Source organism: Hydrogenophaga sp. SL48 (assembly GCF_021729865.1).
Lineage (GTDB): Bacteria > Pseudomonadota > Gammaproteobacteria > Burkholderiales > Burkholderiaceae_C > Hydrogenophaga.
This window is the reverse complement of record NZ_CP063400.1, coordinates 58,147-79,456: the sequence shown is the minus strand read 5'-3', so window position 1 is coordinate 79,456 and position 21,310 is coordinate 58,147. Positions and strand designations below refer to the sequence as shown.

At 59.5% G+C, this 21,310-nt stretch carries 22 protein-coding genes and 2 pseudogenes; 7 read left to right on the top strand and 17 right to left on the bottom strand.

What is annotated here, in order from left to right; all coding sequences use genetic code 11:
* Positions 1–5 precede the first annotated feature (5 nt).
* From IM738_RS00385 to IM738_RS00370, 4 genes are read left to right on the top strand one after another with little or no spacing between them, the layout of a single operon-like run.
* The gene (locus IM738_RS00385) at positions 6–551 is read left to right on the top strand and encodes a phage tail protein (protein WP_236963930.1); all 546 of its coding nucleotides are present in this window, start codon (positions 6–8) and stop codon (positions 549–551) included.
* A 44-nt stretch (positions 552–595) separates the two neighbouring features.
* Positions 596–1,126, top strand: coding sequence for a phage tail protein (locus IM738_RS00380; RefSeq protein WP_236963929.1), 531 nt, complete (start codon positions 596–598; stop codon positions 1,124–1,126).
* Positions 1,127–1,157: 31 nt separating this feature from the next.
* Positions 1,158–1,697, top strand: a complete 540-nt coding sequence (locus IM738_RS00375; protein WP_236963928.1) for a phage tail protein — start codon at positions 1,158–1,160, stop codon at positions 1,695–1,697.
* Between the two features lies 1 nt (position 1,698).
* On the top strand, positions 1,699–2,253 hold the full coding sequence (locus IM738_RS00370) for a GNAT family N-acetyltransferase (RefSeq protein ID WP_336886542.1): 555 nt from the start codon (positions 1,699–1,701) through the stop codon (positions 2,251–2,253).
* Positions 2,254–2,307: 54 nt separating this feature from the next.
* Here IM738_RS00370 and IM738_RS00365 read toward each other — a convergent pair.
* Positions 2,308–2,571, bottom strand: a pseudogene (locus IM738_RS00365) (DUF6916 family protein); the annotation flags it as partial.
* A gap of 305 nt (positions 2,572–2,876) precedes the next feature.
* Between IM738_RS00365 and IM738_RS00360 the strand changes: the two are divergent.
* Positions 2,877–3,070, top strand: a pseudogene (locus tag IM738_RS00360) (integrase core domain-containing protein); the annotation flags it as partial.
* Positions 3,071–3,236: 166 nt separating this feature from the next.
* On the opposite strand, the gene IM738_RS00355 reads toward IM738_RS00360, so the two are convergent.
* Genes IM738_RS00355 through IM738_RS00345 form a run of 3 tightly spaced genes read right to left on the bottom strand, consistent with a single transcriptional unit; the run spans position 3,237 to position 6,348 of the window.
* Positions 3,237–4,265: a phosphotransferase family protein gene (locus tag IM738_RS00355; protein WP_236963925.1), complete on the bottom strand. Its 1,029-nt coding sequence runs from the start codon at positions 4,263–4,265 to the stop codon at positions 3,237–3,239.
* 25 nt (positions 4,266–4,290) lie between these two features.
* Positions 4,291–5,259, bottom strand: coding sequence for a C-terminal binding protein (locus IM738_RS00350; protein WP_236963924.1), 969 nt, complete (start codon positions 5,257–5,259; stop codon positions 4,291–4,293).
* 45 nt (positions 5,260–5,304) lie between these two features.
* On the bottom strand, positions 5,305–6,348 hold the full coding sequence (locus tag IM738_RS00345; protein ID WP_236963923.1) for a LacI family DNA-binding transcriptional regulator: 1,044 nt from the start codon (positions 6,346–6,348) through the stop codon (positions 5,305–5,307).
* Between the two features lie 295 nt (positions 6,349–6,643).
* Between IM738_RS00345 and IM738_RS00340 the strand changes: the two genes are divergently transcribed.
* Together IM738_RS00340 and IM738_RS00335 are read left to right on the top strand one after the other, a co-directional pair.
* Positions 6,644–7,657 (top strand): porin, encoded by a 1,014-nt coding sequence (locus IM738_RS00340; RefSeq protein ID WP_236963922.1) that lies wholly within the window; start codon positions 6,644–6,646, stop codon positions 7,655–7,657.
* 31 nt (positions 7,658–7,688) lie between these two features.
* Complete coding sequence (locus IM738_RS00335) at positions 7,689–8,117, top strand: DoxX family protein (protein ID WP_236963921.1); 429 nt, start codon at positions 7,689–7,691, stop codon at positions 8,115–8,117.
* Between the two features lie 47 nt (positions 8,118–8,164).
* Here the strand turns inward: IM738_RS00335 and IM738_RS00330 are convergent, their stop codons facing one another.
* The 13 genes from IM738_RS00330 to IM738_RS00270 all read right to left on the bottom strand — a co-directional run bounded on the left by IM738_RS00330 (position 8,165) and on the right by IM738_RS00270 (position 21,178).
* Positions 8,165–9,379 (bottom strand): CaiB/BaiF CoA transferase family protein, encoded by a 1,215-nt coding sequence (locus IM738_RS00330; RefSeq protein WP_236963920.1) that lies wholly within the window; start codon positions 9,377–9,379, stop codon positions 8,165–8,167.
* On the bottom strand, positions 9,376–10,317 hold the full coding sequence (locus IM738_RS00325) for an electron transfer flavoprotein subunit alpha/FixB family protein (RefSeq protein WP_236963919.1): 942 nt from the start codon (positions 10,315–10,317) through the stop codon (positions 9,376–9,378). The genes IM738_RS00330 and IM738_RS00325 overlap by 4 nt, the downstream gene beginning before the upstream one ends.
* A gap of 83 nt (positions 10,318–10,400) precedes the next feature.
* The gene (locus tag IM738_RS00320; RefSeq protein ID WP_236963918.1) at positions 10,401–11,150 is read right to left on the bottom strand and encodes an electron transfer flavoprotein subunit beta/FixA family protein; all 750 of its coding nucleotides are present in this window, start codon (positions 11,148–11,150) and stop codon (positions 10,401–10,403) included.
* Between the two features lie 136 nt (positions 11,151–11,286).
* On the bottom strand, positions 11,287–12,396 hold the full coding sequence (locus tag IM738_RS00315) for an alcohol dehydrogenase catalytic domain-containing protein (RefSeq protein ID WP_236963917.1): 1,110 nt from the start codon (positions 12,394–12,396) through the stop codon (positions 11,287–11,289).
* Between the two features lie 34 nt (positions 12,397–12,430).
* The gene (locus tag IM738_RS00310; protein WP_236963916.1) at positions 12,431–13,648 is read right to left on the bottom strand and encodes an amino acid ABC transporter substrate-binding protein; all 1,218 of its coding nucleotides are present in this window, start codon (positions 13,646–13,648) and stop codon (positions 12,431–12,433) included.
* Positions 13,649–13,743: 95 nt separating this feature from the next.
* Entirely contained in the window at positions 13,744–14,271 is a 528-nt protein-coding gene (locus IM738_RS00305) for a carboxymuconolactone decarboxylase family protein (protein WP_236963915.1), read from the bottom strand.
* Between the two features lie 18 nt (positions 14,272–14,289).
* The gene (locus IM738_RS00300; protein ID WP_236963914.1) at positions 14,290–15,297 is read right to left on the bottom strand and encodes a VOC family protein; all 1,008 of its coding nucleotides are present in this window, start codon (positions 15,295–15,297) and stop codon (positions 14,290–14,292) included.
* Positions 15,298–15,406: 109 nt separating this feature from the next.
* Entirely contained in the window at positions 15,407–15,970 is a 564-nt protein-coding gene (locus IM738_RS00295; protein ID WP_236963913.1) for an NADPH-dependent FMN reductase, read from the bottom strand.
* A gap of 14 nt (positions 15,971–15,984) precedes the next feature.
* A complete protein-coding gene (gene eno, locus IM738_RS00290; RefSeq protein WP_236963912.1) occupies positions 15,985–17,289 on the bottom strand; it encodes a phosphopyruvate hydratase in 1,305 nt (434 codons plus the stop codon).
* Positions 17,290–17,322: 33 nt separating this feature from the next.
* Positions 17,323–17,889, bottom strand: a complete 567-nt coding sequence (locus IM738_RS00285) for a cupin domain-containing protein (protein WP_236963911.1) — start codon at positions 17,887–17,889, stop codon at positions 17,323–17,325.
* Entirely contained in the window at positions 17,879–18,586 is a 708-nt protein-coding gene (locus IM738_RS00280; protein WP_236963910.1) for an ABC transporter ATP-binding protein, read from the bottom strand. The genes IM738_RS00285 and IM738_RS00280 overlap by 11 nt, the downstream gene beginning before the upstream one ends.
* Positions 18,576–20,339: a branched-chain amino acid ABC transporter ATP-binding protein/permease gene (locus IM738_RS00275; RefSeq protein ID WP_236963909.1), complete on the bottom strand. Its 1,764-nt coding sequence runs from the start codon at positions 20,337–20,339 to the stop codon at positions 18,576–18,578. The genes IM738_RS00280 and IM738_RS00275 overlap by 11 nt, the downstream gene beginning before the upstream one ends.
* Entirely contained in the window at positions 20,330–21,178 is an 849-nt protein-coding gene (locus IM738_RS00270; RefSeq protein WP_236963908.1) for a branched-chain amino acid ABC transporter permease, read from the bottom strand. The genes IM738_RS00275 and IM738_RS00270 overlap by 10 nt, the downstream gene beginning before the upstream one ends.
* Positions 21,179–21,310 lie beyond the last annotated feature (132 nt).

Sequence of the window (21,310 nt, the reverse complement as noted above, 5' to 3'; positions counted from 1 at the left end):
CTGAAGTGAGCGACTTCTTCATTGGCCAGGTCATGATGACCGGCTTCAATTTCGCGCCGAAATTCTGGGCGCAATGCAATGGCCAGCTGCTGCCGATCAATCAGAACCAGGCGCTGTTTTCATTGCTGGGAACGCAGTTCGGGGGCAACGGCACCACCAATTTCGCCCTGCCCGACCTGCGCGGGCGCTCACCCGTGGGTTATGCCAGCTCGGTGGACCCCGCCTGGCAGCCCCCGGGGATGCAGATGGGCCAGACGGGCGGCGCCGAGAACGTCACGCTGCTTTCAAGCAACCTGCCAGCGCACACCCACACCATGGCGGCGTCGACCACAGCGGGCGACAACCGCACCCCCGTGAACCGTCTGCTGGCCACCAGCGCCAACACCGCGGCGGCAGCCAACCTGTACGCCCCCTCGAACGGTGCGCTGGTGGCGATGAACGCCCAATCGGTGGCCACGGCCGGCGGCAACCAGCCGCACCCGAACATCCAGCCCTACACCGCGATCAATTTCTGCATCGCGCTCAGCGGCATCTTCCCCTCGCGCGACTGACGGCCCGCCCAGCGCCCCTGACAGATCATTCGGAGTACCGTTTCATGTCCACACCTTATATCGGCGAGATTCGCATGCTCGGCTTCGGCCGCACCCCCATCGGCTGGCAAGCCTGCGACGGCAGCCTGCTGCCGATCTCCCAATACGAAACCCTGTTTGTCCTCATCGGCACCACCTACGGCGGCGACGGCCAGAGCACCTTCGCCGTGCCCGACCTGCGTGGCCGCCTGCCCGTCCACCAGGGCCAGGGCCCGGGGCTGAGCAACTACGTCGTGGGCCAGATGGCCGGCACCGAAAGCGTGACGCTGCTGGCACCCCAGATGCCGACGCACACGCACCCCATGGTCGCGACCACAGGCGCGGCGACCGCACTGACGCCGGGCAACTCCCTGCTGCCCGGCTCGGTCGGCGGCGACGTCTTCTACGCCACCGATGTCACCGGCGCCACACCCGCCCCGATGTCCGCGCAATCCACCACCATCGCTGGCGGCTCGCAACCGCACGAAAACACCATGCCCACACTGACGGTGCAGTACTGCATCGCCACCGAAGGCATCTTCCCGCAGCAGGCCTGAACGCGACACCACCTCACAAAGGAATCAGATCATGAGCGAACCCTTTATCGGCGAAATCCAGATGTTCGGCTTCTACTTCAACCCGCGCAACTGGGCGTACTGCAACGGCGCCACGCTGCCGATCCAGCAGAACACCGCGCTGTTCGCGCTGCTGGGCACCACCTACGGCGGCAATGGCCAGACCACGTTCCAGTTGCCCAATTTCGCGGGCCGCGCCGGCTGCGAAAAGGGCCAGAGCCCGGGGCTCAGCGAACGGGTGTTGGGCGAAACCTTCGGCGTCAACAGCGTCACCCTGACGAGCACTGAGATTCCAGCGCACAACCACGGCATCAACGCGTTCGCGCAATCCGACAGCGCCAAAAAGAGTGGCACACCGGGCAACAACAGCGCGCTCTCCACGCTGGGCAGCAATACCGCGAAACCGTTCGGTGCCGCAGCACCCAACACCACCTTTGCCCCGAACATGATCTCGTCCAACCAAGGTGGCGGGCAGCCTCACGAGAACCAGCAGCCGTACCTCGCCGTGAACTTCTGCATCGCGCTACAGGGGGTCTTCCCGTCGTTCCCCTGACATGACTTCGGCGACACCGCGAACACCGGCACCGTTCCCTCGGGAACGCGCCGACCGCATGCAGACGCCCGCGCTCCTCACCGAGCGCGGGCTTTTTTTGCGCGCGCTGTGCGATGCAGACATGCCCTGGCTCTGCGACCTCTATGCCAGCACGCGCCGCGATGAAATGGCACTGGTGCCGTGGCCCGATCAGGTCAAACGCCAGTTCCTCGAACAACAGTGCATGCTGCAACACCGGCACTATCTGGTGCTCCACGGAGAGGCCTCGTTTCTGGCCATTGAGCACCGGCATCTGGGGCCGGTGGGCAACCTCTACCTGCGGCAAACCCCACCCGAGCACCTGGTCATCCACATCAGCCTGCTGCCGGACATGCGCGCCAGCGGGGTGGGTTCGGCACTGATACAGCAGGCCCAGGCCGATGCAGCCGCACTGGGGCGCGGCGTGCATTTGCACGTGCTGGCGACGAACACCCGCGCGCGCGCGCTCTACGAACGGCTGGGCTTCATCACGGATGCCAGCGAAGGCGCCCATCTGTCGATGCGCTGGCGACCCTGAACACCGGGCCGCCGCTGCCGCTGACAGCGGACCATCAGCCTCCTCCTCGCAGACTCAGTTGAACACCGCCTGGTAGAGGAACCCGGCTTTCTCGTACGCGATGGGCACGAGGAAGATGCCCACCTCACCCACCCGGGCGTGGTGCATGGGGTAGATCTTCTGGGGAAACAACACGGCCGCCGAGTTCCGGAACAGCAAGGAAAACGGCCGCCGCACGGCGTTGCTGGCCTTCGTTTCAATGGGCCGGGCCTCCACCAGCACGAACTCCAGGGATACGCCGTCCAACTGGGTGGCAAAGGGCTCGTTCACGCAGCCCGAGAAGTGTTCCTGTTCTGAGCAATTAAAGTCGAAAACAAGGGCCTAGGTTCCATGCGGCCTGTGACATGGGCAAACTCAACAGCGCCCAAAGAGAAGTCGAAAACGTTCAAGGCTGCAGCACACAGTTGATCAAAGAGGCTGTCAAATAAAGTCGAAAACAGATTCGACATCACGACGGTACTCCCTACTAGTATGTTGAAGCGCAGCCAACCACCATAGGTTCTCCGGCACTCTGACATCTTCAACAGATCGTCACATCCGAGCAAGGCAAGCAGACTGCCTGCCATTGTCGCGAGTGCCCCAGTGTCGAACTCAACTTCAGCCGCCCAGGCAAGCCGCCCGACAACGCCGATGTGAAGAGTTTCAATGGGCGCCTGCCCAAGGAGTGTCTCAACGCCCGCTGGTTCATATCGTTGAACGACGCACGAGGCAAAACTGAGGCTTGGCGGGGCAGTACGACAACGAGAGTCGTCCCCACTCATCGCTGGACTGGACCACGTCCCTCAGAGTTCGCCCGTCGTTGCAGGCAGTTGCCTGCAACGACGAACTTAGAGGAGCCGGAAATCTCCACTCGGGACAGGGTCAGCCGGTACCCTTCAATGGTCAAACATGGAATCTGTTCGAGGTCCGTTCGCCTGAGTCATCGGCTTTGGCAGCGCGCAGCCTCATCTGGGAACACCCCCATCTTCTCGACGCGACCATACAAGCTCTACTTCTTCAAGACTGGAGACCGGCTTCAGCAGCAAATCGCTGGAAACTTCACGAACTCGGGCACGCGTCGCTTCATCGGTGATGTACTCGACTGGCGACTTTCCATCCACTCGCGCCAGCAAGAGCGCCGGCAGCAACCGTGCGGCGCGCGCCTCCAGGCGGTCAACTGGCTCCCAATCAACGCGTCCGAGGTAGGCCTGTGTCATTGCATTGAACGCACGACCGAGCGCAGCTCGTGCTGTGGGAACCACAGTACGTTTGAGCAACAGATGGTTGAGGCAGAACGCTAAGTCAAATGCCGGGTCTCCGTACCAAGCACACTCGGCATCGAGCAAGACCGGCCCTTTCGGACCAACGAGGATGTTTTTTGGGCTAACGTCGCCATGGACCAACGCGTGCTGCGTACCCGCCGTGATGGCAACAAGTTCAAGTAACCTCGGCGCGAGTGCCGGGTGGCGTTTGGCAGTCGCTACCAAGTATGGTTCCAGTCGCAACGCATAGAAGTTGTCGACCGTCTCAAAGGTTTGCACAATGTCAGCTTGTCCGGCACTTGCAGCATGCACCCGCCCCAGCAGCGAACCGACAGCGGCCGCAGTGACAATGGAGACCTCCCCCCGCAGTAGCTGCTCTTTCCACACAGGGTGATCCTGCGAGTTTAGAAATGACATGGCGAAAAGGCCGGCACTCTCGTCGTGAGCCAAAGGTGTAGGTACGTTCTCTGGGCAATGAAGCGACGCAAACTGCATCCAGGCCCACTCGTAGGCGTTGCGCGACACGGGGGCCTTCCAATCGGCTGCCACCTTCAATTGTGCTAACGCGCGCTTGATGCACAGGGTTCGCCCGCCAACGTCCACCCGCCAGATGTCGGATGAGACGCCTCCGGTCAGCGGCTCCCATTGCGCAACTTCGTTTGGTTTCGCCAGTTGCTGTGAAACGAGGAAGCGTTCAAGCAATGGATCAGGTGCAGTGGAAGTAGATGTCATGAAGCGATCTCGTCTCGTTTCGGTTTCAGTTGTTTGCGATGGGTCTGTTCCGCGGCTCGCGCGGTGGTTCACCTTTCAGGACGCGAACCACCTCCTCGGCCGCACGTCGGCGCAACTCCGCAAGAGAGGCATCCGACGAAAAGGCCACGTGGGGCGTGAGCATCGCACCGGGTTGCGCAAGCAGCGAAGCAGGCACATCTGGCTCCGACTCCAATACATCCAAACCCGCAGCAGACAGATGTCCGCTCAGCAAAGCTGCGGTGACCGCATCGGTATCGACCACGCCACCGCGACTGACGTTGATGATCAGGCCGCCTTGCGGCATCTTCGCCAGACGCTCACTGTTAATCAGATGGTGGGTGGATGGCAGCAGTGGTGCATGCACGATGACGATTTCGCTGCGCGCGAGCAGTTCATCGAGTTCGACGCACGTCACGCCATCGGCTTGCCCCTGTAGTCCTGGGTCGTGAGCGAGGAGGCTGCAACCAAAGGCCGCCAGCTTCTTCGCCGTGGCGCGGCCAATCCGTCCAAATCCGATGATTCCGACGGTCATGTTGGCGATCCGGCGCAGCTTTGCGCTGGCGGGGTCCCATCGCCCTGCGCGCACGTCGCGGTCAAAATGCAACAGTCCGCGCGTCCAGGCCAATGCAAAACCTACGGCATGGTCGGAGACCTCGTCCACGCAGTAGTCCGGCACGTTCGTGACCCAGATGCCTTTTTCCGTTGCCGCATTCACTGCGATATTGTCCAAGCCGACGCCAAGTCGAGCCACGATCCTCAGGTTCTGACTCGTTGCAATTGCTTCAGCAGACACAGTCGCCCAGCAGGTAAGAATGCCCGCAGGCTGATGCTTTGCAACGAGCGCTTCGATCACGTTGGATTCAGCCGGTGCGGGAGGACCGCTGACAAGACTAAAGCCCGCTCCTTCCACCACTGAGCGCTCGATGGAATCGTCCGGCCAGGCATAGTCGGTAAGCAAAACGGTGGCAGTCATGGTGGATCCAATGTTCAGGTGTTTTGATGTGTACGCAAATTGCGACTATGCATTTGCACTGTTCCGTGTGCGCCGCTTCACCGGTGCATCCAAGGCTCGTGTGCTGCTCCGCAGCACCAGCGTGGGAGCCGACACAGATCTGTAACGAGGCATGTCGTTGGTGGGTTGTTGGAGTTGGTGCAAAAACCAAAGACCACACGACGTGGCCATTTCCGAGACTGGCACATTGATGGTCGTCAGCCCACCATTCCACCAGCGGAAACCCGGCTCGTCCCCGAAGCCGACCACGGAAAGATGCTCAGGGACTTGCAGTCCAAGAGCGATGCACTCGTCAAGCACGCCCTGTGTGTGCTGGACCCCGCCCAACACCAGGGCACTTGGCGGGTGCTTCAGGGCGACAAGTCGACGCAACGCTTCTGCCCCGAAGGCACCTTGCGTCGGTGCCCCACAGACCTCCAACTCGGCACTCCACGCATTGACGGCTTTCAGCGCATGCCGATACCCTTCCAAACGCGCAGCCCCGGTGGAGAGATCTTCCGTTGGACCAATGTACGCAATGCGCCGATGACCCAGTTCGATCAGATGCTCGACGCCCAGCTCGATTGCGCGCCGGTCATCCATCCCAAACCTTTGACCTCCCAGTGAGTGGAGCTCGCGCAGCAGCTGCACATGCCGCACAGACTTGAGCAGTCGAACCATCTCTGGCAATGGCTTGGCGCTGGGAACCAGAATCATTCCTGCGACATTCACGCTGACCAACTCCCTGACGTGTCGTAGCTCGACCAAACGGTCATCGTCGGTCTCCGACAGCATGAGTTGATAGCCCTCTGGCTCGAGACACTTGGACAACGAGTGCGCGATGGTCGAGTAGAACGTGTTGCGGATGTCGGGCACGATGAGACCGACGAGCTTGCTCGATACACCACGCATCATCCGCGCTGCGCGATTGGCTACATAGCCCAACTCCACAGCGACCTCCTGCACGCGCTGCTTCATCGCGCCACTGATGCGTGGGTCATCCGCCAGCGCACGACCCACGGTGGATGCAGAAACCCCGAGCTGCGCAGCAATGTCCTTGATCGTCACCATCTTGGTCACCTCATTTGTTCATATTGCACGAACGATAGCACACCGTCGATTCTTAGGATCTGACATAACGTATCTCTCGATAACCTGCATTTTATGAATACAAATCTCCAAAAGTGGCACCCTTTCACAAGCTGGTTGACAGCCTATCAAGAGGTGCCATACACTGCAGTTGTGCTAACGATAGCACAAATCTGATTGACTGCATAGACGTTCTGAAAATTCGCTTGAAGGAGCAGGAGCAGAGCGGCAGTTGCCCGAAGCCACCGAGTGAAATTCACCTCAACAGGAGACACAAATGAAGTACAGCATCCGTATCGCCGCAACAATTGCCGGCCTTGTCGCTTCCACATGCCATGCACAGTCCTCGGTGACCGTCTTCGGCACTGTCGACGTCAGTGCCCGATCAGTCACAACAGGGGGCACGACCTTGCTACAACTCTCCCCCGATGGCTTGCAAAACTCACGTCTCGGCTTCCGCACAGATGAAGACCTCGGAGCGGGGTGGAAGGCTGGCGCTTGGCTGGAGACGGCCATCAACCCAGACTCCGGATCGATCAACGCCTCAGGCAAGTTCTGGCATCGCCGCTCGACGGTGAGCCTGTTTGGCCCGTTCGGTGAGATCCGAGCGGGGCGTGACCTGGATGCGACTTTCTGGAACGTCTCGGCCTTCGATCCATTCGGCACCGTCGGCATCGGCTCGGGCTTCAACCTTCAGAACAACCTGGGTAGCGGCGCCACCACACTGTTTCGTGCTGACAACGCCGTGAGCTACTACCTGCCACCAGGCCTCGGGGGCATTTATGGCCAGATGGAAGTTGCGGTTGGCGAAGGCACTCCGGGCGTGAAATACATGGCAGGCCGCTTGGGCTATCAACAGGGTGGCTTGAACGTAGCGCTGGCGCATGGCGCGACAAAGACGGCAACGCCAGACGACTTCAAAGTCACCAACGCCGGGATTTCATATAACTTCGGCATCGCGACACCGATGCTCATGATCAACGTCTCGAAGCACGGCGCAAAAAAGCTGACCAATCTGGAGGTCGGGTTCACCGCGCCAGTCGGCCAGGTCGGCCAATTCCGTGTCAGCTACCAGCGTGCCAATGCGTCGGGCAGCGGGACCGATGCGAACGACGCCAGCCAAGCCGCCGTAGGCTACGTTCACAACCTTTCCAAACGCACTGCGGTCTACACCACCTACTCGGCGATCAGCAACAAAGGTGCTGCGGCGTTCACAGTTGGTTCGCCGCCTGCTGGCGCTGCAGGAAAGTCCTCCAAAGGCTATGAAGTCGGTATCAAACACTCGTTCTGAGTATTGAAGGCATACCGAAAGGCTTCGCAACATGATCCTCACACAAAAAGACATACGCACTCTGCGGCCCAACTTCGACCTCTCTCAGCCGATAAACCTGCTTCGGATTGCTTGTGGCGCCTTCTTGATTCCACATGTGTTTGGCAAATTCGCAGACGGCGTTCCTTCACCGGGAGTCGTCGGCTTTTTCGCAAAAGCGGGTCTCATGCCTCCTGAGTTCTGGGTCGTTGTCGCCGCGACAGTAGAGATGTGCGCAGGTGTTGCACTCATTCTTGGCGTGTGCACGCGTTGGGCTGCCCTTGCCGCCGCAGCGCTGCTGATGGTCGCCAGCTATGCACTGCAGGTGGTCAAGGGTTTTGGCTGGGCGTGGAACCTGGGCGGGGTCGAGTACTTGGTGTTCTGGATTCTCAGCTGCCTGGTCGTCGCCATGGACAGCTGGCGCGGTCAGAATTCTCTGTGACCTGAGGCAGTACGGCCCGCTGAAAGGCGGGCCGCTAAGCAAAAAGCTCAGCTCGAAGAAGTGTCGAGCCAACTGCTGAGAACAGCTTGAGCGTCGGCATCCAGGAGGGGCGGCGCGCGCCGGTATTGCACCGGAGAAGCCGAGAGACGGATCGGATTGGCAACCAGGGGCACCCGGCCGGCGGTAGGGTGATCTATTTCGATTCGCAGACCTCTTGCCTCCACCTGTTCGTCATCGAAAACTTTGTCAAGCGTGTTGATCGCGCCACAGGGCACACCAGCCTCTTCCAGCAAAGCCACCCAATCGGCGGTGGTCCTGGATGTGGTCACGCTCTGGATACGGTCTACCAGCAATGCTCGGTTCTCGACGCGCTGGGGGTTTTTGCGGAAGCGCTCGTCGGCTGCCCAGTCTGCATGACCGAGCGCATGACACAGACTCGAAAACTGCGAGTCATTGCCGACAGCGACGATCATGTGGCCGTCGGCCGTCGGAAAATCTTGGTAAGGCACGATGTTCGGGTGAGCATTGCCAAGTCGAACCGGAACCTTCTTGCCGATCAGGAAGTTGGACGCCTGGTTGGCCAAAGTCGCGATCTGCACGTCCATCAAGGCCAGGTCAAGGTGCTGGCCGCAGCCGGTACGATCTCGATGATTCACCGCTGCAAGGATTCCCACGGTGGCATAGAGTCCGGTCAAGATGTCGGTGAGCGCAACCCCCACTTTCAAGGGGCCGCAGCCAGGTTCCCCATCGGGCTGACCCGTCAGGCTCATCAGCCCACCCATGCCCTGAATGAGGAAGTCGTAGCCCGGTCGGCTGGCATAGGGTCCGGTCTGGCCGAAGCCGGTGATCGAACAGTAGATCAATCGGGGGTTCAGGGTCGAGAGGCTGCCGTAATCCAGACCATACTCGGCCAGTCCTCCGACCTTGAAGTTCTCCACCAGGATGTCTGCGCGGCTCACAAGTTCGCGAACAATGCGCTGCCCCTCCGGCACGCTGATGTCCACGGCAAGAGAGCGCTTGTTTCGGTTCGCGCAGAGGTAGTAGGCAGACTCGCCCGTGTCAAGACCATGGCCATCGCTCAGCCAAGGCGGTCCCCAAGCGCGCGTATCGTCCCCAGAACCGGGGCGCTCGATCTTGACCACGTCCGCGCCCAGATCTCCCAGCAGCTGTGTGGACCAAGGGCCAGCGAGGATCCGAGAGAGATCCAGGACCTTCAGACCATCCAGGGCGCCTGGGCTCAGTGATGCTTGTTGAACGCTCACAGCAGACCAACCAGTTCCGGCACTGCGATGAACAGATCAGCCTCCAGCCCGTAGTCGGCCACCGAGAAGATCGGGGCCTCAGGGTCCTTGTTGATCGCTACGATCACTTTGCTGTCTTTCATACCGGCCAGGTGCTGGATCGCCCCCGAGATGCCGCAGGCCACGTAGAGCTGGGGCGCCACGATCTTGCCGGTCTGGCCCACCTGCCAGTCGTTCGGAGCGTAGCCCGCATCGACCGCCGCCCGGCTCGCACCCAAAGCGGCTCCAAGCTTGTCGGCCAGAGGCGTCATGACTTCATTGAAATTCTCGGTACTGCCCAGGGCGCGGCCACCAGAAACGATGATCCTGGCAGCGGTCAACTCGGGGCGGTCGCTCTTAGCGATTTCGCTGCTCACAAAGGTACTCTTGCCGTTACCGGAGGTGGTAGCCAGTGCTTCCACGACAGCAATGCCGCCCAGGCCTGCGGCTTCGAAGCCCGTGGTGCGCACGGTGATGACCTTGATTGCGTCGGTGCTCTGCACGGTGGCGATGGCGTTGCCCGCGTAGATCGGGCGCTCGAAAGTGTCAGCGGCAATCACCTTAATGATGTCGCTGATCTGGCCCACATCAAGTTTGGCGGCCACGCGCGGAGCGATGTTCTTGCCACTGGCCGTGGCAGGGAACAGGATGTGGCTGTAGTTCGAGGCAATGGCCAGAACCTGGGCCGCCACATGTTCAGCCAGGCCATGGGCAAAGCCCGGATCATCGCCGTGCAGAACTTTTGTAACCCCCTGAACCTCGGCCGCTTCATTTGCGGCACCAGATGAACGATGACCTGCGATCAATACATGAACTTGACCGTTGGAAAAGGAACTCAGCTCTGCTGCAGCCTTGATGACATTCAGGGTGGCAGCTTTAATGGAGGTGTTGTCATGTTCAGCGATGACGAGTGCGGTCATGATTTTTAAGCGTTATTGGTTAAGCGCGGTAGAAGGCTGTTCGGCGGTGTGAACGCTGTCCGTTCGATACCGCACGCTCAACCTCAGATCACCTTGGCTGCGTTCTTGAGCTTGTCAACGAGCGTCGCCACATCGGGCACCTTGATGCCGGTACCGCGCTTGGCGGGTTCCACGACTTGAAGGATCTTCAAGCGCGGCGCCACGTCCACTCCAAGGTCTTCGGGCTTGACGGTGTCCAGCGGCTTCTTCTTGGCCTTCATGATGTTGGGCAGCGTCACGTAGCGTGGCTCATTCAGTCGCAAGTCCGTGGTGATCACGGCCGGCAATGTGACTTCCAAGGTTTCCAGACCACCATCGATCTCGCGCGTGACCCGGGCCTTCTCACCCGCAATTTCAACCTTACTGGCAAACGTGGCTTGCGGCAGATCGGCCAACGCAGCGAGCATCTGGCCGGTCTGGTTACAGTCGTCATCGATCGCCTGTTTGCCCAGAATCACCAGGCTGGGTTGTTCCTTGTCTACCAAGGCCTTGAGCAACTTCGCTACAGCCAAGGGCTGCAGGTCAACGTCAGTCTCGACCAGGATGGCGCGGTCCGCACCGATGGCCATGGCCGTGCGCAATGTTTCCTGGCACTGGGTGACTCCGCAGGAGACTGCTATCACTTCCGTGGCCATGCCCCTCTCTTTGAGGCGCACAGCTTCCTCCACCGCGATCTCGTCAAATGGGTTCATGCTCATCTTGACGTTGGCGATGTCCACACCTGTGCCATCGCTCTTGACACGGACCTTGACGTTGAAATCCACCACACGTTTGACGGCGACAATGATTTTCATGTTCGCAGCCCCTGGGTGCCTGCGACGACCAGACCCACGGCCAAAGCAGGCACATCGTGTGCGCCCGATCTGGAAATGATCACCTCGTGAGTGGCCATGCAGTGAATGGAGGGTTTGCTGTTGGTCATTGGATTTCTCACGGGCAAACAACATAGTTTGAAAATCCGCCGTTGCGGTCTTTCAAACCCGAGATGGCCTCGTTAACGCTTGACAGTGGGAACACGACATCTTCCAGATAGGACAGATCAAGGGTGCCGGTGCGAACCATGTCCGCCATTTCCTGACCCTGCGATGCCGTGAACCAGTTCGATCCGATGATCTGGATTTGTTCGTCCATCATCCACTTCATATCGATCGGCAAGGCGTCAGCCACGCCACCGATATTGACCACTCGACCGCCTCGGCGAACCGCCTTCATCGAGTCGAGCATGGTTTCGACCGGAGCACGTGCGCCCAGTGCGCTGATGGCAAAGTCCACGCCGTCGCCGCCCGTGAGTTCCCTGGCCCATTCGCCGGTAGGTCTCTCGCCCAATGACAAAACCTCGATTCGATCCGGTGCCAACGCCTTCACCCGTTCAAGCAAGTCCTTGTCGCGTCCAGTACCCAAGATTCGCGACAGGCCCATCGACAAACCAAGAACGGTCGCCGCCACGCCCAGCGTGCCCGTGATGCCATCGATCAAGGCCACTTGGCCCGAGCCAGCTGCTGCGTTCTGCAGTGCCCCATAAGAGGTACCGAGATAGCCAAAACGCCCTGCCTTCTCAAAACTCAGGTTGTCGGGAATGTTGACCAGCGCGTACTCTGGCGCGGTCATGAACTCGCTGAACCCACCGTAGGGATACAGATCAAAGATCCGCTGACCATCGGTGCTGGTGCTGAAGTAGCCGTTGAGCGTGTAGTAGCGGCACTGGCTCCGGCGCCCTGCACGGCAGGCCTTGCACGAACCGCATGAACGCAGCGGACTGACGTAGACACGATCACCCGGTTTGGCGTTGATCACGGCCTCGCCCACCTCTTCGACAACGCCTACCGGGTCCAGCCCAAAGATGGCCGGGAATTTCGCCAGCGGCTGATGCGGAAACCAGCTTGGCCAGTTGTTGATCACGTTGGCCATGTTTGGCACGATGCCACAGGCCTTGACCCGGACCAAGACATCATTGGGCCTTGGTTTGGGCACGGGAATCGTGTCCAGCGTCATGGGGGTGTGCAACGCGTGCAGCCGCGCTGATGTCATGGTCCTTGTCATGGAAACTCCTGCTGTTGTCATAAATGCAATGCGATCACTGGAAACTGCCGCCCGAAGGACGGAACTTCGGTGGCCAGACGGTGACCCACTTGCCACCTTGTACCTGCTTCACTTTGGTATCGGCCGCGCCGCTGTTGAACTTGCCTTCAAACGATCGGGGGCCCATGACGGTCTCCACCTTGTTCGCCTTCAACCAGGCTGCCATTGCCTTGTCATCAATGCGGCCAGCTCCCTTGACCGCGGCCTCCAACATCTGCCAAGCGGTGAACTCGGACGCCGCCTGGTACTCTGCCACTGGATAAGGCAAGCCGGCCTCCTTGGCTCGTTGGGCAAACACGGCAACGAACTCCGCCGCTCCGGCATTGCCAACAAAAGGTTCGTGGGCTTCAAACCAGGTCAGGCTGGTCAAACCGTTGGCATTCGGATTGGCGGCCGTTGGTCCCGGTGCTGGAAACAGGTAGAAGTGCCGTTTGGGCAGATAGTCGATGCGTTTCATCGCATCCAGCAACTGCGTAGCTTCCATGCCAATGGCGCCCGACCAAAGCAGGTCTGGGTTGGCATCCTTGATGCGTGCAGCGATACCGCCGAAGTCACGCGTGCCGAACTCATACTCGAGAGACAAGACAGTTTTCAGCCCGCGTTTCGCTGCAACCTCTTGCCCGCCTTTGGCAAGGTCTAACGCAGAGGGAAACTTGCTCGTGACGAATGCGACAGTCTTGGGTGGGTTCGGCAGACTCGCGTAGGCATCAAGAATCGCCTCCGTGTCTGCACTTCGCGGTTCCGGCCCCAGTGGCAAGGCAGGGAACTGCAGCTCGTACGGTGCCAGGGCTGGATCGCCCAGGCTGCTTTGAATGAACAGTTTGTTGAAACGTTGCGCAACCCCCATTGCGGCAATGATCGAGCTCGTGCCGTAGGGCCCCATCAACAGATCCACTTTCTCGGCAGTGATCAGGCGTTCGTAGAGCGTCCTGGCATTGGCTGGCTGTGACTGATCGTCCAGCAAGACGTACTCGACCTTGCGGCCCAACAAGCCACCGCGTTTGTTCACGCCTTCGATATAGATCTCGGCGGCGATTTTGTGAATCCCGCCAACGGAGGCCAGCGGCCCGGTGAGCGGCAAGGTACCACCAACCCGGATAGGCGTGCCCGCCAACGACTGCCCCGCTGCAGGAAGCGCTGTGGCCATCAACGCACCGCTTGCTCCGAGCAGGAGCGCGCGCCGTGTGGTGTCAAACTTTGATGAGGTGTTCATGATTGTCTCCTTTTGGTCAGAACTGCTACTTACAAACAATACGATGGGGAAAGCTCTGCGGATGAAACAAAAAAATTTGGTTTGGTACGACCACGTCAGTGGTAGCCGTCTTCCAGTTCAATGTCGAGCCCGGCCATGATCCGTACGCCTGAGTTGTACCAAGCGACCACCAGCACCAGTGCAATGCATTCCGGCTCGGAGAGAAACTCCGCCACCGTGGCCCACGTCTGCTGGGCAACTTCCACCTTCAACGTGGACTCCTTTGCAAACAACATCACCGCCTTTTCCTGGCTGGTGAAGTGTGGGGACGTCTCGAACTGGGGAACGGCATCGAGTTGGGCTTTGTTCAGCCCGGCTTTCAACCCATGGGATTGATGGTGAGCAACCTCGTAACGTGAGTTCGTCAAGTGGCCCACAGTAAGGATTGCCAGTTCCCGCAGCCGGGGGCTCAGAGGCGAACTGCGCAGCGCATTCGCATACGTCAGGAATCCGTCCAGAAGATCTGGAGTCTGGGTCAGCGCCAAGAAGATGTTGGCGGTGGGCATCTTTCTTTCGCGTTCCAAGCGGTCAAAGATGACTTGGTTGGTGCTTTCGCTGCGGCTAAGGTATTTGACGCGTGCCATATGTATGTTTTCCTTCACTCAGTGGGTATGGCGAGGGAGCTGCTGGATGTAGCTCTCAAGCGTTTTCGGGTTGGGCACCTTCTCGGGCGCTGTGGTGGAAGCGTTTTCAAATGGGGTGGCGTGGAAATACCAATGCTCCGTGGCCGGAAGCCCCCAACGAACACTTGTGTCCAGCGACGTGGCATCCCAACGCACCGGCTCCACTTCGGTGTCGATGGTCTGGTAGTGGCCGTCGCACAACTCGACGCGGTGGCCATCGGGATCCAGCAGATACACGTACAACATGCCGCCGGGTCCATGGCGGCCCGGTCCACGATCAACCGAGCTGCCGTAACCGAAGTTGCCCGCCAGATCGCACGCCGTGAAGATCAACTGAGGCTCAGGAATGATGTAGGCGAAGTGGTGCATCTTCGGTCCCGTGTTCTCAACGATCGCAAGGTCCAGGCAGGTGCCCTTGCGATACATGAACGCGCCCAGCAGCTTGTCTCCATGTGCCAGGTATTCGGAGTTGCGAAAGCCCAGCCGGCTGTAGAACTCGCATGACTTGTAAGTGTCCGGCGCGAAGATCTGGAAGTGGTCGATGCGCTGGGCGTGCGCCCCGGTGAATTGCTCGAACTTGAGGAACATGCGCTCGCACACGGTCATGTGCGCGCACAGTTCAATCTTCGTTCCGAAGGGATCCTCCACGTGCAGCGTGCGCCCCTGGTGGGCCACCTGCGCCCATTCGGCCGGCAAGCCCTGGTCTTTGAACCACTTGAATGCGATGTCGAGGTCTTCGTCGAGATAGACCCGAAAACCGATACGCCGGCATGTCGCTTCGCCCTTGGCCTGCACCAGCACCAGGCTGTGGTGGCAGGCCTCGTTCAGGCCGCGAAGGTAGCACTCGGTGGCTGTTTCGTCGCTGACGACAAGGCCCACGATCTTCACGTAAAAGTCACGGCTCTTCTTCAGGTCAGAGACCGACAGCACGATGTGGCTGGCACGCGTGATGTTGAAAGGTGGACGGAAATCTACGATAGGCAACATGAGGAGCTCCTATGACAAATGACTGGGCTTGACAAAAGTAGTGCCAACGTTAGCATAATCAACAAAAAAAACTGAAAGCGGCATCTGGCCGGCAGGGCTTCCCCTGTGACTATTGGCTCGGTGCATTGGTGAGCCTGACTTCCTCGACCAGAGCAGCTACGGCATTGAGTGCGAATTGCAGATTTGCCTCATCGACAAGGCGGCCGTCCTTGATCTTGTCGTGCACGCTGGCGATCACCACAGGTGGATGCACGAGCACCCGCGACAAAGTGCTTGCGAGCGTCTCACGCAACTGGGCGTGCGCCCGCATGCCGCCAGTGAAGCCAGGCGAGCAACTCATGAGCAGAACTGGTTTGCCCTTGAGCGGCGCTGCATTGCCAGGACGAGAAGCCCAATCAAGCGCATTTTTCAGCACGCCTGAGGTCCCCGCGTTGTACTCTGGAGAGCAGATCACCAATCCGTCTGCGGCGCTCACAGCTGACTTGAACGCCTCCACCGCTGTTGGGAGTTGCGGCGCCTCAAGGTCGGAGTTGTACAGAGGCAGGTCGTCGAGCGGTAGCAGTTCGAGCTCCACGTTTTGCGGAATTCGCTCCTTGAGCGTGCGAAGAATGGCCGAATTGTGAGAAGCCTTGCGAAGACTTCCTGAGATACCCAGCAAACGTACTTTTTTCATGGTTAATTCCTTTGTCATCCGATAGATCTCTGTGCGGAGCGGAAAGGCAGTGCGTCCCACCCCCAAAAGCTGGCTTGCTTCCCTAGGGACTCCTCAATCCGCAACACCTCATTCCACTTGGCCATGCGCTCTGAGCGCGAGAACGAGCCCACTTTCAATTGGCCGGCATTCCATCCGACCGCAAGATGGGCAATCGTCAGATCCTCTGTTTCACCTGAACGCGCCGAGACTATGGTGCCGAAGCCCGCCGCTTTACCGGCCACCAACGCGGCATGCGTCTCGCTGAGGGTGCCTGCTTGATTGGGCTTGATGAGCACGGCATTGACAGCTTGCACCTTTGCAGCCGCGCGAACCCTGTCGGCATTCGTTACAAGGAAGTCGTCCCCGATGATTTGGCAACTCGACCCATGAGCCGCGCAAAAGCGCTTGAACCCTTCGGGATCGTCCTCTGCCAATGGATCTTCGATGGACAGGATCGGGTAGTTCGCCAACCAGCCACCCAGCATCTCAATCATGGCGTCGGAGTCGAGTGAGCGACCGTCGAGTGCAAGTTCGTAGCGTCCATGGCTACCGAACTCCGAAGCCGCGATGTCCAGCGAGATACCAACCTCTGTACCTGGGTGAAATCCGGCGTCGACGATGGCCTGCATCAGCGTATCAAGGGCCTGTTCATTGGTCGAAAACGCAGGCCAATATCCACCTTCATCTGCGACCCCCTGCAACGTGCCTGCTTTCTTCAGCAGGGCCCCCGCCGCCAGATAGATCTCTGCAGTCCACTCAAGCGCTTCTGTGAAAGAACTTGCCGCCGGACACATCACCATGAAGTCCTGCACATCAACGCGTCGGGCCGCGTGCGCGCCGCCACCGAATATCTGAATCTCCGGCAGCGGTAGCCGGACTTGACGATCACCAGCCAGATGGAGCCAGAGCGGGCGCCCCGCTGCGGCAGCGGCCGCATGAGCAAGCGCCATCGATGTGGCCACAAGTGCATTGCCTCCGATGCGACTGCGGTCTGCAGTTCCGTCCAAGGCGACCAGTCTTGCGTCAAGCGACTCTTGGTCAGAGATGTCGAAACCCGTCAAGGCAGGCGAGATCTGCTCGTTCACTGCCGCACAGGCACGTGAAACATCAAGACCGCCGAATCGGGTGCCTCCGTCGCGAAGGTCCAACGCCTCGCCACTTCCGGTGGATGCGCCAGCAGGTGCAATCGCTCGTCCCTTGGTGCCGTCGCGCAACAACACCTCGGCTTCCACCGTCGGTCGGCCACGAGAATCCCAGACCCGGCGAGCCCGGACTTGATCAATGGTTGTGTTCTTCATAATTGTTTGCAGTCTTCCTGTATGCCGTTCTGGTCAGCGCGCACTTTGAGCGCCGATCAGCACGAAGGCCAGCGTCGCCGACCGATTGCTCTTGTTGCGCCATGCGTGTCGGGTGCCGTTTTGGATCGCCACATCGTGCTGCCTCAAATGCGACGCTCTGCCACCATCGAGTTCAAGCCAGATTTCGCCATCAAGAACAATGCAGTAGTCGATGGTGGGCGTGGCATGCATCCCATCGGGCTCGAACCGCTCAGCCAGCCCCGGGCTGAGCGCCAGGTTCTCCTGAATTGCGGCCTGTTCATTGAAATCGGGTGATGCGAAAACGCTGTCGGGAGGGAACGTGACAATGAGGAATCTCGTTTCGCCCGGGTTGGGTACAAAGTTCGAAACCTGCAGCGTGGGGTCCTCATCATCGTGGGGCAGACATGATTGAGAACCCGTGGCCCAGACCAAGCGCGAGACCATACCCGGTATGCTGGTGTATGCATCGGTCCGAGGTGGCGCCGACTGCTGTACAAAACAGCTTTCGCCATCGGTATCGTGTCCGGTAACGACGCGCTGCAGCGCGACAGGTACGCCATGAAACGTGTCAGACGCCAAGGTAAGCCTCCTGGATCTTCGGGTTGTTCAACAGTGCTTGCGGACTGCCGGAGGTCACTATCCGCCCGTGCTCGATGACATACGCATGGTGCGCAACCTCCAGCGCTTGATGAATGTTCTGCTCAACCAGCATCACAGCGACACCACTTTCGTTGATACGTCGAATGATCTTGAACATCTCCGAAACGATCAGCGGGGATAGGCCCAGCGAGGGTTCATCCATCAGCAGCAGCTTCGGCCGTGCCATCAGGGCGCGTCCGATCGCCACCATCTGCTGCTGGCCACCTGACATCGAACCCGAAATTTGCGTGCGCCGCTCCCTCAACACAGGCAACAACTTGAACACCTCGTCCATCGTTTCGCGCGTTGCAACACGGGCCTCGCGCCTGTAGGCACCGAGCTCGAGGTTGTCTTGCACCGACATCTGGGTGAAGAGACGACGGCCTTCTGGGACGATGGCCACTCCGTGCTCACACACGCGGTGGCCGGCGAGCATTGCGACGTCCACCCCCTTCACCAGGATCTGTCCTTCACTCGGACGCAGGATGCCGGCAACGGCGTTGATCAGCGTACTCTTGCCTGCTCCATTGGGCCCAACAACTGAGACGATCTGTCCAGCATCGATCTGGAGCGAAACATCCCACAGGGCGGGAGCGTCGCCGTACGACACATGCAGGTTTCGGACATCAAGCAGCATGTGCAACTCCCAGATAGACATCAACAACAGCGGGATTGCACATCGTTTCGTGTGGTGCCCCGAGCGCCAACAATTTGCCCTGGTCGAGAACCGCAACGCGATCAGCCAACGCGACGACGGCACGCATCACATGCTCGACAAAGACGATCGTCGTACCGCCCGCACGGATCCGTCGAATCAGATCAATAGCTTGGTCCACTTCCGAGGGGGTCAGACCGCACAGAACTTCGTCGAGCAAAAGCAGTTTGGGTCGCGCTGCCAAAGCCCGAGCAAACTCAACGAACTTTCGCTCATGCAGATTCAACGCCGCCGGCAACTCCTGTGCTTTGTCCCCCAGCCCCGCATACGTCAACCAGTGACGCGCCGACTCATCGAGATCCTGCTCTGGCCCGCCCTTCGTCCTTCCGAAGGCAGCACACAGCCGCACGTTCTCCAACACCGTCATGTTCTCGAACAGGCGCGGAATCTGATAGGTTCGTGCCACGCCTCGCCTGGCGACCTGGTGCGGATCAAGCGAGGAGATTGCCTGGCCATCTAGCATGATGCTTCCGCTGGAGAGCGGAAAGTGGCCACTGATCATGTTGATCAGGGTTGACTTGCCCGATCCGTTGGGGCCAACCAGGGCGAGGATCTCGCCCTCGTACACATCCAGACTGACACCGGCCAATGCCTGCAACCCGCCAAAGCGCTTCACAACCTCATGACACGTCAGCAAGGGCCTCTGTTCACTTCTGCGCAACGAAGCTGCGTTGCGAGATGCCACCAACGAAATCCCAGCTGGTTGAACAGTGCTCTGCTTCGGAACTCCCCTGCGCAGCAACGCCAGCAGCCGGGGCGTGATGCCCTGCGGCAGCACCAAGATCACAACGATCAAGGCCAACGCGACACCCGCGCGCCCCAACTCCGCGTAGCTGCCCCCGACGAAGAGGCTCAAGGCCACGGTGATCAGCGTTGCACCTACTGCAGGACCAGCCCAATGCCGTGCACCGCCGAGAATGCTCATCAAGACAACATAGAGGGGCACCGTGATCGAGAAGGTTTCCCCCACCGTTACGTAGCCAACGTAAGCGGCCTGGATGGCTCCTGCTGCACCAGCGATGCCGGCAGAGATGGCGAAGGCCGCCAGCTTGTATCGAAACGTTGGTACGCCCTTGACCTCAGCAACATCCTCGTCATCGTGGATAGCCAAGAGCCCCGCACCGAAGGATGAGTGCAGCACTGCGCGCGAAATCAGCAAGGCGGCCGCAGCGACAGTCAATCCAAGAAGGTAGATTGCGCCCGGAACACTCGTTCCAAAGGTGGGCAGAGCTACGGTACTGAGGTTCACGCCCGCACCTCCATCTATCGCGGTGTTGGAGACGATGGCCGCAAGCACATAGGTGACGGACAGCGTCAGCAACGCAAAGAACTCGCCACGCAACGTGTTGATGCGAAAAACCACGACACCGATCGCAGTCGCCAGCAGAGCTGCAGTCGCTGCCGCCAATGGGATGGTCAGCAAAAACGGAAGGCCGACCTTTGTCGCGAGCACGGAGGACGCATAGACACCTGCACCGAAAAACGCCGCATGCCCAAAGCTCCAATATCCAGCGTATCCACTCAAGATGCCCCAGCTGGTCGCGAGTGATATCCAGAAGAAGATGATGTACAGGTATGAGAGGTAGAAATCCGGCGCGCCGATGTATGGAAGCGCCAGAAGCGACACGGCGCCAGCACCCAGTGCCAGCTTTGCAGGAAGTTTGATCACAGCCATTTGGGCTTCCAGACGAGTAGAGCAATCAGAATCGAGAATGCGACGAGCGGTGCCCAAGCTGGGTTCACGACAGCCATCGTGACGGCCTCCGAGACACCAATGAGCATTCCAGCCAGCAACGCCCCCAGCGGATTGGCGAGGCCACCGATGATCACGACAGCAAATACAACGCCGATCCATGCCTCTATCTGCGACGGGGCGAGAGTCGACGTCAGCGCGATAAATACGCCGGCGACACCTGCCGAGGCAGAACATAGACCCGCGAGACCATATGAAAGCTGAGCTGCGTTGATGCCAAACGCTGCAGCCATCGGTCCATCGTGTGCGGCAGCGCGCAAAGCACGCCCCAGCAATGTGCGGTGCAGACAGAGCCAGGCCGCTACCGCAAGGAGCAAGGCACAGACAAATGCAGTCAGCTCCAGAACGGGTATGAACAGCGGTCCGAGGCGAATCGACTCCTGCTGAAGGGGCGTTTCAAGCTTGCGGAAATCGGCGGACCAGATCCACTGAATCATCGACTCGATCAGCACCGTCATACCAAAAGTGACGAGCATCGAGGCGAATTCGGTGACCTTAAATCGGACAAAGAGCGCGTGCAGCGCGACTCCGAGCAGGAAGAAGGCTGGCGCAACGACAAGCAACGAGGCCCAGGCAGCCCACCCGAACTGAGTGTTGAGTTGGTAGGTGAGATATGCACCGAGAAAGGCAAGTGCAAAGTGACTCAGGTTCACCAGTCTCAGCAACCCCCAGCTCAAGCTCAGACCGAGAGCGAGCAGTCCGTAGATCCCACCCAATAGAAGCCCACCTATGGCGGACTGCAGCAGCAGCGAAATACTCACGACCCGGCTCCTGAAGCGCCTCTGCGCATGTGCCATTGAACGGGAACGAACTTTTTGTGCATGATGTCATCTCCTGTTTGTGCTAACGTTCGCGCAGTTTAATCAGTCCACGCTACGCATGTCAACGTTTCG

What these genes read in the sequence shown, in the direction of transcription:
- IM738_RS00335 (WP_236963921.1), top strand. Translation starts at nt 7,689, where the DNA reads ATGATCCTCACACAAAAAGACATACGCACTCTGCGGCCCAACTTCGAC.
- IM738_RS00320 (WP_236963918.1), bottom strand. Translation starts at nt 11,150, where the DNA reads ATGAAAATCATTGTCGCCGTCAAACGTGTGGTGGATTTCAACGTCAAG.
- IM738_RS00325 (WP_236963919.1), bottom strand. Translation starts at nt 10,317, where the DNA reads ATGACCGCACTCGTCATCGCTGAACATGACAACACCTCCATTAAAGCT.
- IM738_RS00300 (WP_236963914.1), bottom strand. Translation starts at nt 15,297, where the DNA reads ATGTTGCCTATCGTAGATTTCCGTCCACCTTTCAACATCACGCGTGCC.
- IM738_RS00315 (WP_236963917.1), bottom strand. Translation starts at nt 12,396, where the DNA reads ATGACAAGGACCATGACATCAGCGCGGCTGCACGCGTTGCACACCCCC.
- IM738_RS00340 (WP_236963922.1), top strand. Translation starts at nt 6,644, where the DNA reads ATGAAGTACAGCATCCGTATCGCCGCAACAATTGCCGGCCTTGTCGCT.
- IM738_RS00350 (WP_236963924.1), bottom strand. Translation starts at nt 5,259, where the DNA reads ATGACTGCCACCGTTTTGCTTACCGACTATGCCTGGCCGGACGATTCC.
- IM738_RS00380 (WP_236963929.1), top strand. Translation starts at nt 596, where the DNA reads ATGTCCACACCTTATATCGGCGAGATTCGCATGCTCGGCTTCGGCCGC.
- IM738_RS00355 (WP_236963925.1), bottom strand. Translation starts at nt 4,265, where the DNA reads ATGACATCTACTTCCACTGCACCTGATCCATTGCTTGAACGCTTCCTC.
- IM738_RS00280 (WP_236963910.1), bottom strand. Translation starts at nt 18,586, where the DNA reads ATGCTGCTTGATGTCCGAAACCTGCATGTGTCGTACGGCGACGCTCCC.
- IM738_RS00310 (WP_236963916.1), bottom strand. Translation starts at nt 13,648, where the DNA reads ATGAACACCTCATCAAAGTTTGACACCACACGGCGCGCGCTCCTGCTC.
- eno (WP_236963912.1), bottom strand. Translation starts at nt 17,289, where the DNA reads ATGAAGAACACAACCATTGATCAAGTCCGGGCTCGCCGGGTCTGGGAT.
- IM738_RS00375 (WP_236963928.1), top strand. Translation starts at nt 1,158, where the DNA reads ATGAGCGAACCCTTTATCGGCGAAATCCAGATGTTCGGCTTCTACTTC.
- IM738_RS00295 (WP_236963913.1), bottom strand. Translation starts at nt 15,970, where the DNA reads ATGAAAAAAGTACGTTTGCTGGGTATCTCAGGAAGTCTTCGCAAGGCT.
- IM738_RS00275 (WP_236963909.1), bottom strand. Translation starts at nt 20,339, where the DNA reads ATGGCTGTGATCAAACTTCCTGCAAAGCTGGCACTGGGTGCTGGCGCC.
- IM738_RS00345 (WP_236963923.1), bottom strand. Translation starts at nt 6,348, where the DNA reads ATGGTGACGATCAAGGACATTGCTGCGCAGCTCGGGGTTTCTGCATCC.
- IM738_RS00370 (WP_336886542.1), top strand. Translation starts at nt 1,699, where the DNA reads ATGACTTCGGCGACACCGCGAACACCGGCACCGTTCCCTCGGGAACGC.
- IM738_RS00305 (WP_236963915.1), bottom strand. Translation starts at nt 14,271, where the DNA reads ATGGCACGCGTCAAATACCTTAGCCGCAGCGAAAGCACCAACCAAGTC.